Genomic DNA, 10,153 nt, shown 5'->3' with positions numbered 1-10,153 from the left:
ACTTTCCAAAAACTGTCTTGCAACAACTTGAATGTGCCAATTGATAATGCAAAATTCTTTTTTCTTTATAGAATCTTCAAATCTCTTATTTTGCATTAAATATGGTTACTATATTTTCAATTCATTAAAATTAACTTCATCTAGCATTAAATAATTTACTATTTCTTCAATATTTTTGAACAGATTCTCTCTTGCAATTTTCTCTTTTGTATATTCATTACTCACTTTAGATTCAACAAACTGATCATAGCTTTATTGAAAAAATTTTTAATCCTTTATATATTACATCAATGTAGCCTAAGCAACCCATCTTCCACAACACATTCTGTAAAAATAATTGAAACACTTTTAGCTATACTAAAAACAAATGACTACTGGTTGTAGATGAGACATGCATTGAATTTGCCAACCATTCTTCATTTCTCAATAAATTTTAAAACTATCCCAATCTTATATTCTATAAACTCCCATAAAAAGATATGAAATAGCAGATTTATGTTTAGTATGTATATAGCTTCTGCTAAAATTATTACTTATATATACAATGTGTGCTAGCTCCCTATCCACTATCATATTCAACTATAGAAATTGCTATAAAGGCATTAAACCTATCAATTCTTACAGTTATGTAAAAAAACAAAATAATCTGTAAAAAAAGAGTGCATATAAAATAAACTACAATCTTTTAACAAAATTGAAAAAAATCTATCCTAATCAGATTAATTTTTTATGCATTATTGTTTGCAATGCACAAGCCTGTATAGAACATTTTCACAAACATAATATATTAACCAAAAACTACAATATTACTATTGGTACAAATGCACAGAATAAAAAAGTCATTAGAGCTTTTAAGAAATTCCAATGAACAACAATCTGCTAATAACTGTAATAGATAGTGGCATAGATAATAGCTTCAGTAATATTTGCAGTGAAATGCTTAGTAAAAGGAGTACTGACCTCCAATGCTACCAAATCCAACAAGCAAATTGTGTTGTCTTGCTTGGCATAAGTATATTAAATGCTGCAATGAGTCACTTGTGTAAATTAAATTTAACTAACTGCATACATAAATTAACTCAACCAGTGCTAGATATTGTACATTTAATAAAAAAATAAAATTATGTTGTCCAACACATGGGATGGAACAAAATCTACTTCAAGCAAGATTATTCCTTATTACACAATATGTCAAAATACAGCTATTTTTATTTCATACATAGCTACTATACACAAAAAAAATAATAATACACTTGCTACATGCAACTATGGTACAGAATTTTCTGCAATTGTTGCAAAAGATAATTTCATAGAATTATTAATTTCATCCAGAGCATTTTAATGAGACAAATACAAAAATTCTTAAAAAAACTATAATTATATATCCAGCTATAAACTTAATTAATGAGCAATGTGTACATCTTTATAAGGATAATTTCAAACAAAAAACATCCTACAATGATTCTCCTATGGAAACAGCAAAACTATATAAAAATATGGGGGCAAAATGGTTATGCTTAGTTGACATAAATGATGTATGAGACTCAACAAAACAGCGAATAAAACTAATCACTGAAATCATTAAGCATAGCAACTTCAAAATTCAGGAAGTGCTTGCATTTAAAGCATTAAAGATGTAAAAAACTTAGATTTAAGTGCTAGCCATGTGATAATAAAATCAATTGCAATAAACAAATTACTTATCAAGCCATGTTCCTTCAGCTTTCTCAATTACATCTAACCATTTTAGCAACTCTTGTCTTTCATCAATATTTGCTGTATTAATTCTAGGGTTTTTTAATATGCAAAGATGAGCTTTTTTCTCTAAAATTGTTCTAATTATTGAAAATGCTTTACTCATAGATTCCATAGCTAATACTGACATTTCAGTTAGCATAACAATGTCATTTACTTGGATTGCACTTAGTAAGTCATCTAATATTGGATGTTTCTCACTCATCATCAAATTCTCTGAATAAATGTGATCACATTTATTTTGTTTTAGAATTTTAATCTGGGTTTCTAAATTTTGATTCTTATCCAAAGTTTTGGCATAACCAAAAATATGCTGCTTCTGCACTGCTGAGATGCTGGTTTGTTGTTCTTTCATCTGTGATTATTCTTTGATAAATTAAATTATTTTATATAATACATAATAAAATATAAATAAATTTTTAAAAAATTTGAGGTAAAACAAAATCTTTTTTTAAAGAATTATATTCTTTAGAGAGTATGTAATAAAATTCAACAAAATAACTTTGCATTGCTATCTATATTTTGCTTCTTTAAGAATTCTATTATTATTACATATATGAAATTTATTGTATAAAAACTATAATCACAATAACAGTAATATTTTCTATAACAACATAAAATATATTTTTTCTAAGAATCATACATAAAAATAAAGAATACAATAAATCTTAGCAGAATTATAAAGACATTATTGCATTATTGCATAAACAAAAACTATTATTAACAATAAAACTGTTTTCCACTGTACAAAAAATGATAAACATCTGATTTCCTGACTAGAAATAGCTTAGTTTTGTGAGTAAAATAAAATCACCTATATGTACATTAAAAAATTATTAAACTAACTATTGTGTAATATTAAAAATTGAGATACAAACAATATTTAGTAAATTATCAAACATAAGATTATAAAATGAAAAAAAATTTACTCTTTGCACAACCACCTCAAATTTCTAGAGTCATAAATAGTAATCCTAGCAATAATGTAAAAAAAATTCTGGTAATTGCTGGTGGTGGTGTACGATGTGTTATCTCTGCACGCCTTATACAAGAAATTGAAAAAAGATGTAGTGCTAATACATCATCTTTATTTGACCTAATAGCTGGGACTTCTTCTGGGTCAATTATTGGGGCTGCACTTACAAGCAGTGATTCAATAAATAATGCCAAAGATCTTATGCAAGTCTTAAGGGATAGTATGCCAAAAATATTTGGTAATTCTAGTGAAAATATTTTTAATGCTAAATTTGAACATACTCAGCTAGAGATCGCTATTGACCAATTTGTAAGTAAAAAAACTTTATCCAAAGCAAAAAAATCACTAGTAATTCCTACATTTTCACTCTCAAATGCTAGACCAAGAATATGGAGTAGTGATATAGCAAAACAAGACATTACCTATGATCTGTTGCTGAAAGATATTGTGTCTGCTTCTTGTTCTGCCCCAACTATTTTCCCTCCAAAAAAACTAACACTCAACAATGGCAAAGAAATCTCTGAGGTTGATGGTGGTCTATGGGCTAATAATCCAACTGATCTTGCATTTCATGAATTTCTCAAGATTTACCCAGGAACTCCAGAGTCAAATATTAACATGGTTTGTGTTGGTACTGGAATTGTATCTGAGGATACTATTGAACTTAAAAATTATGGCATTACTGGATGGATTACAAAATTAATTCCTTTACTTTCTAACACTTCAACCTACTGGGATGGAGTTAGTATATCAAATCAGGTTGGTACATACCACATAGCACAACCAGAAATACCTGAAAATTTAAACATTATAGATGACTTTAAAAAAGTACCTGAATTATTGGAAGTTGCAGAAAAATTTATTGAAGATAATGATGCACTATTTAATGATATTACCAAAACTCTTACTAACTAATAAATAAAAATAACAAATGCACCATGTTCAGAACATAGACAAAGAATATTTTTTATCAGGAAGCATAGAAAGCGTTATCTTTCATAATGTAGATAATGCTTTCACAGTTATTAGAATTAAATCAGCAAAACATAAAAACGATATTATAGCAGTAGGAGAAGCTCCACCAGTCTCAGCTGGTGAGGATGTAGAAATATCAGGAATATGGGTTAATGACAAAAATCATGGTCTGCAATTAAAAATAAAGTCAATTAAAACAATACAACCAACAACACCTTCAGCTATAGCAAAATATCTAGGATCTGGAATCATTAAAGGCATTGGACCAAAGTTTGCTGAAAAACTTGTTGATAACTTTGGCGTAAAAATACTAGAAGTTATTGAATCATCACCAGAAGCTTTAAAAAAAATTTATGGTATTGGAGAAAAACGTATAGCAATGCTTACAACTGGATGGCAGGAGTGTAAAACAATAAGAGAAATAATGCTATTTCTTTACTCTCATGGCATTAGTCCATCAATGGCACAAAAAATATATAAAAAATATGGCAATGATGCTATAGAAACAGTATCAAAAAATCCATATATATTAGCTAAAGAAATCAAAGGAATTGGCTTTCTGTCAGCTGATAAAATAGCAAATAAATTTGGCTTCAGTGTCACATCAGCATTCAGGATTAAAGCTGGAATTGATCATTGCTTATTAGAAGCAACTAACATGGGGAGTTGTGGATTACCTAAAGAGAATCTGATAAACAGCTGCATAAAACTTCTTAATTTGGAGAACAATGAATTTGCATATCAAAAAATTACCAATGCTTTGCAATTACAAATTGATAATGATCAACTTACACACTCTAATGATAGTGATACTGAATTAGTCTTTCTAAAGGCATTTCATGTATATGAAAGCCAAATAGCAGAATTCATTATCAGCCTTTATCAACACAGTTCGCCAAAATGGATGCAGTATAACAAAAACAATCATAAAATTATTGCACAAACAGAAAAAGCACTCTCTATATCACTTGAATCTAAACAAAAACAAGCCATTAAACTTGCCCTTGAATCAAAAGTGCTAGTTATAACAGGTGGTCCTGGTACTGGTAAAACTACAATATTAAAAACTATTGTTAATATTTTAGATAAAAGAAAACTTACCATAAGACTATGTGCACCAACAGGGCGTGCTGCAAAAAGATTGCAAGAAACAACAATGCAAAATGCTACTACTATACACAAAACACTAGGCATAGATCAAAAAACAAGAAAATTTATACATAATGCTGAAAATAAACTGCAACTTGATATGTTAATAGTAGATGAGGCATCAATGATTGATGTGCCAATGGCTAATGCATTAGTGAAAGCTCTGCCTAATTTTGCATCATTAATACTTGTTGGAGATATCGATCAACTGCCATCTGTTGGTGCAGGAAAATTTCTTTTAGATATCATAAATTCTGAAACAATACCTGTAGTAAGACTTATGCATATATTTCGCCAACAGCACACCAGCAATATTGTGATCAATGCACATAATGTAAATCAAGGCAAAATGCTAGCAGTACAAAAAAAAGGGGTGAGTGATTTTTATTTCATTCCCATTGAGGATCGTAATACTCTTGCAGAAAAGATAATTGAAATAGCAACAAAAAGAATTCCAAAAGCTTTTGGTTTTAATCCAAAAACAGATTTATGTATCCTGTCACCAATGAAGAGAGGTTCAACAGGTACAGTTAACTTAAACAATATGCTACAAGACAAACTTAATGTAGACTCTAATGCAAAAGGAATTATTAAGTATGGACAAAAGTTTGTTGTTGGCGATAAGGTAATGCAAATAGAAAATAACTATGATAAAAAAATATTTAATGGTGAGATTGGCTTTATCACAGACATAAACAGTGATGATGATAAGTTAATAATCAACTTTGAAAATGAACTTATTTGCTACAGCCTAAATGAATTAGACCAAATAACCCTAGCATATGCAATAACTATTCACAAATCTCAAGGATCGGAGTATTCAGCAGTAATAATACCAATAACAATGCAGCATTATCCAATGTTAAAACGTAATTTGCTATACACAGCAATTACCAGAAGCAAAAAATTGGTTATAATTATTGGAGAGAAAAAAGCATTAGCAATGTGCATTAAAACAAAAGATACCAAAGAACGTTATTCACAGCTAGATAAATTCTTAAAGAAAGAAGTAAAAGATTATACATCTAGTAAATTTTGGTAGTTTGCTAGACTGTTTAGTTAAAACTAGAGGTTAATTGTCACCATTATAGAGTGAAACATTTGGTAATAAAGGCATATTACTATCTGTATGAGTGATGTTTTGTCTTTAAATTTATGCTTAACAAACTAGTATAACTATAGTCAATTGATTAACTGGCAAGGAAAACTGTAGCCAATCCCAAAAATATAGAATAAGAAGCTATATCAGTACATGTTGTAACAATAATAGAAGATGCTATTGCTGGATCAACTTTAAATAAATTTAACAATAATGGCACCATAGTACCCAATAATGAGGAAAACATAAAAACTAACATAATTGATATTGCAAAAACAACACTTATGCCTAAATTATTAAACAGCAACATTAACACAAAAAATGCAGATAATGCCATAGAACATCCACTAATTAAACTAGAGAAAACTTCTTTTATAATAACACGCCATAAATTAATCCTTGTAATCTCTCTTTTAACCAAACCTCTAATAATCACTGTGACACTTTGTATTCCAGCATTTCCACCTGTAGATGCTATAATTGGCATTAAAACTGCTAAAATAACAATTTTTTCAATGGTGCCATCAAAAAAACCAATTACCAATGAAGTAACTGTAGCCATTACAACATTCATAAACAACCAAGGAAAACGACTCTTTGCAGTTTGTATAGCAGTAGAATGCATGTCATTCTCAGATATACCACCCAAATAAAAAATATCTTGCTCTATTTCTGTGTTCATAACCTCAACTACATCATCTAAAGCAATATAGCCCAACATCTCACCATTCTTTCCTACCACAGGTGCTGAAATCAAACCATGCTTATGAAAAATATAAGCAACTTCTTCCTGATCCATATCAGGTCTTATAACCTTAATGTTCTTACTCATAATATTAACAATACTAGTCTTTGGATCTGAGAAAAAGAGTCTTGCTGTAGGAATAGAACCAATTGGGCATCCATTGCCATCTACCACAAAAACTTGCAGCAAGTCTTCAACAAGACTATATCTTTTACCTAAAAATTGCAATGCTGTTTCAATAGACCACTCATAGAATACAGCTAAAACATCTTTCTGAATTAAACGTCCAGCACTTTCTTTAGGGTATGACCATACAAAATGCAACATTCTTGCAACTGCATTTGGTAATAAAAGCGTAACATGCTCACGCACATCATCATCAATAGTGCGCATTATATAAACTATATCATCATAGCATAAGCCACTGATTATCTTAGCCGTATTACGAGAGCCCAACATTTCTACGATAGAATTAAGCAGTGCATCATCCATATTCAAGAGCACCTGTGGGTCTAGATCTGAATCATAAAGTTTAACAAAATGTTCTCTTTGTTCAGTGCTTGCAGTCTTTAAAAAATCTACAATATCAGTAACCTCAAGCTTACTAACTATTGATACAGCAGCTGTGTCATTTCTCTCATCAAGTGCATCAGCAAGTGCCTCATTGATTAAGGGATCTATTTCATAGCGATGATGTTCTCTTATTTTTTTTATATCAACAGTCATAAAATCCTAGAGAAAAAATTACAAACAATGTAATCATGTGGCATTAAAACAATTAAATACATCTTATAAATTAAGCATTATACATAAAATTATATGCTAACTACAGTAGTAACATATATAGTGCACATATTTAGAACAATAGACCAAAGATATAATGACAATAGTACTATACATTACAATAAATAATTGCTTAAATATATCAATAAATATATGGAAATTATCTGATTATGAAAAAAACCAAGAATAAATTCTGGTATATACTAATCATATTCTTTGCATTCTGCACAACAATAGCAATAAGCCAATTACTTAAATATGCTCCAACAAACATCTCTATTGCACTAAAAAACAAAAACTTGGCCATAGAAACAAAACAGCCAATAAATCATAAATACAGTTGCTGGCTTGGTAATGGAGATGCATTGAAAGAGTATATACCACTACTTCTTGCACAAGCAAAAGGACTAGGGGGAAAAAATATCACCAATCATTTAGTAGTAGATTATAAAGTATATGATTTCTTAAAAAATGCTGAATTGCAAACCACTGATCATGAAAATATATCCAAGATTATGATGGAATTTGATCTTGAAGCACCAAAAGCCAAAACATATATAGACTACTGCAACAAAACTAACTTGCAAATAGTACTTGATAGTGACATTTTTAACAAGTTCAAACAAGAAATAGCAGAACCATATACCCATAGTCTACATTTGATTTATAAAACACATCTGCATAATGCATATAGAAACAAAAAGGATTATGCATATGCTGCTGATTTGTTACGTCAAGTAGCAATGCAAACAATTGGAAAAAAGAATGAAGTATTGCTTTATACTGATGCAGATATAGTCATTGACCATAGAATGATGCATAACAAAGTAGAAGTTCGTGAGGATATAATAAAGGTTATGCCATTATTTTATAGCTATCCATTAGCACATAGTATAATTAACCACAAAACATTGAGAAAAATAAATACTATGGGTCTTAAAAGATTTTTTATACTCAATAATGATGTGTTACTAGGTAAAGCTAAGGCACCTTGGTTAAAAAGCATGTTTTATCAAATTGATAAAATGTATTATATGCAAAGAAATATAATAGCTCAATATTGCAGTGAAAATAACAACAAACAATCATGTGAGATGACACCTATAAGCATATGGGATATTCACTTCAATGCAAGCGATGAGATGTGTGACAATTCTTTTATCCTAATCAAAAAAGAAGATATAGAAAAATTAAAAGAAGTTATGCCAAATTATCTTGATAAAAGGGTATTCCAAGAAAATAAAAGATCTTTTGTGAGAAAGATGAATGCAGCAAAAAACAAGGCTAATAGTGATGAATTCAACAAATATCAAACAATACAAAACACATTATTGTCTGATAATTATTTGATAGTTTACAAAAGTCAAATTTTTCAAATAGCAGCAGCAGCAACTACGGTATCTGGGATAATAACTAATGGAGTTAACACTTTAATGCAAATTGCCAATGGAGAAAATGTTGCGCATTACAATAAGGCTAAAATTATTAAAATGCTTACAATTGATCCAATGAAAATTGGAATAATTTCAAGACAAGATAAACGCACTTGGGAGAAGCATAGTGAGTGGCTAGAATCTAGTGAACAATTATTAACAATCACAGAGTCAAGCAAACTGAATAAATATATAAAACAAGCAATTGAAGTTCAAGGAAACACTGATATGCCATATTATTGGCAAAGATTATTTGCAAATATAATGTTACCAATATTTTAATGCTAAACAATAAGCTCTTGTAATAATTACCACCAGTCAATTATCTATTAGTTAATTATTTCCACTGCTATCAACATAAGTATTGACTAACAATAAATTTAAAGTATATTCCAATACTAATTATCTCACATCCTATAAGTACAAATATATAAAGTCATGCTAGAAAGAACACTATGGACTGCTTGCATAACACCATTTAACAATAATCTTGGCATAGATTATGAAAGTCTATCATATTGCTTAAAATTACAAGCAAATGCTAAAAATGGTTTAGTGCTCTTAGGCAGCACTGGTGAAGCATTATCTCTTGCAAGACATGAATGTGAAAGTATACTTAAGCATGCTTGCAGTCTAAACCTATCAACTGAAATAGTTGTTGGAGTGCCAAGCTATAACATGTCTATAGCTACAGAATGGATTAAATTCTGTGAAGACTTACCTATACAAGGATATTTAATTGCAACACCAATGTATACAAAACCAGGATTGTTGGGGCAAACAGCATGGTTTGAAAAACTACTTAATACTATAACACGCCCAGCAATTCTATATAATATCCCTGGAAGAACAGGTGTTCAACTAATACCAGAGGTAGTAGGCAATCTATGCAACCATAAAAATTTTGTTGCCATAAAAGATTCAGGTGGTTGTGTCAAAAATTTCATGGAATACAAAACAATAGCTAAGAATATTGCAATTTACTGTGGTGATGATCACATGATGCCAGCAATGAGTGCTATGGGAGCCAGTGGTCTTATTTCTGTAGCATCTAATGCACTGCCTATGGTTGTACAAAAAAATACCCAAAACTGTATTAATGGAAACAAAATAAATATCAATACTTGGTGGTCTATATGCAATGCACTATCAACAGCAAGAAATCCAATACCAATTAAACTTCTTATGAAAAAAATAGGCATAATAAAAAACAGAAATGTCAGGCCACCTTTAAATGA

General features: G+C 29.9%; 8 protein-coding genes. 6 read left to right on the top strand and 2 right to left on the bottom strand.

Annotated elements, in window-relative coordinates; genetic code table 11:
- The first annotated feature begins 1,123 nt into the window (after window positions 1-1,123).
- Window positions 1,124-1,342 (top strand): hypothetical protein, encoded by a 219-nt coding sequence (locus tag AABI72_RS01485; protein ID WP_338363724.1) that lies wholly within the window; start codon window positions 1,124-1,126, stop codon window positions 1,340-1,342.
- A 16-nt stretch (window positions 1,343-1,358) separates the two neighbouring features.
- Window positions 1,359-1,541, top strand: coding sequence for a HisA/HisF-related TIM barrel protein (locus AABI72_RS04975; RefSeq protein WP_410520595.1), 183 nt, complete (start codon window positions 1,359-1,361; stop codon window positions 1,539-1,541).
- Window positions 1,542-1,696: 155 nt separating this feature from the next.
- Here the strand turns inward: AABI72_RS04975 and AABI72_RS01480 are convergent, their stop codons facing one another.
- A complete protein-coding gene (locus AABI72_RS01480; RefSeq protein WP_338363723.1) occupies window positions 1,697-2,110 on the bottom strand; it encodes a hypothetical protein in 414 nt (137 codons plus the stop codon).
- A gap of 558 nt (window positions 2,111-2,668) precedes the next feature.
- Between AABI72_RS01480 and AABI72_RS01475 the strand changes: the two genes are divergently transcribed.
- Window positions 2,669-3,646, top strand: coding sequence for a patatin-like phospholipase family protein (locus tag AABI72_RS01475; RefSeq protein ID WP_338363721.1), 978 nt, complete (start codon window positions 2,669-2,671; stop codon window positions 3,644-3,646).
- Window positions 3,647-3,662: 16 nt separating this feature from the next.
- Window positions 3,663-5,897 carry an ATP-dependent RecD-like DNA helicase gene (locus AABI72_RS01470; RefSeq protein WP_338363719.1) on the top strand — a complete coding sequence of 745 codons (2,235 nt, stop codon included), beginning with the start codon at window positions 3,663-3,665 and terminating at the stop codon, window positions 5,895-5,897.
- A 148-nt stretch (window positions 5,898-6,045) separates the two neighbouring features.
- Here the strand turns inward: AABI72_RS01470 and mgtE are convergent, their stop codons facing one another.
- On the bottom strand, window positions 6,046-7,425 hold the full coding sequence (mgtE, locus tag AABI72_RS01465; RefSeq protein ID WP_338363717.1) for a magnesium transporter: 1,380 nt from the start codon (window positions 7,423-7,425) through the stop codon (window positions 6,046-6,048).
- 227 nt (window positions 7,426-7,652) lie between these two features.
- Between mgtE and AABI72_RS01460 the strand changes: the two genes are divergently transcribed.
- Entirely contained in the window at window positions 7,653-9,197 is a 1,545-nt protein-coding gene (locus tag AABI72_RS01460) for a hypothetical protein (RefSeq protein ID WP_338363715.1), read from the top strand.
- A 156-nt stretch (window positions 9,198-9,353) separates the two neighbouring features.
- A partial coding sequence (gene dapA, locus AABI72_RS01455; protein WP_338363713.1) for a 4-hydroxy-tetrahydrodipicolinate synthase occupies window positions 9,354-10,153 on the top strand: 800 nt, incomplete at its 3' end.

This window comes from Candidatus Xenohaliotis californiensis (assembly GCF_963930935.1).
GTDB classification, from domain to species: Bacteria; Pseudomonadota; Alphaproteobacteria; order Rickettsiales; family CAWVOK01; genus Xenohaliotis; species Xenohaliotis californiensis.
Note: the sequence above shows the minus strand (reverse complement) of the source record. Positions and strands in the feature narration are given on the sequence as shown.

Coding starts and splice junctions, on each gene's coding strand:
- AABI72_RS01485 (WP_338363724.1), top strand. CDS start 1,124: ATGTTGTCCAACACATGGGATGGAACAAAATCTACTTCAAGCAAGATT.
- AABI72_RS01480 (WP_338363723.1), bottom strand. CDS start 2,110: ATGAAAGAACAACAAACCAGCATCTCAGCAGTGCAGAAGCAGCATATT.
- AABI72_RS01475 (WP_338363721.1), top strand. CDS start 2,669: ATGAAAAAAAATTTACTCTTTGCACAACCACCTCAAATTTCTAGAGTC.
- AABI72_RS01470 (WP_338363719.1), top strand. CDS start 3,663: ATGCACCATGTTCAGAACATAGACAAAGAATATTTTTTATCAGGAAGC.
- mgtE (WP_338363717.1), bottom strand. CDS start 7,425: ATGACTGTTGATATAAAAAAAATAAGAGAACATCATCGCTATGAAATA.
- AABI72_RS01460 (WP_338363715.1), top strand. CDS start 7,653: ATGAAAAAAACCAAGAATAAATTCTGGTATATACTAATCATATTCTTT.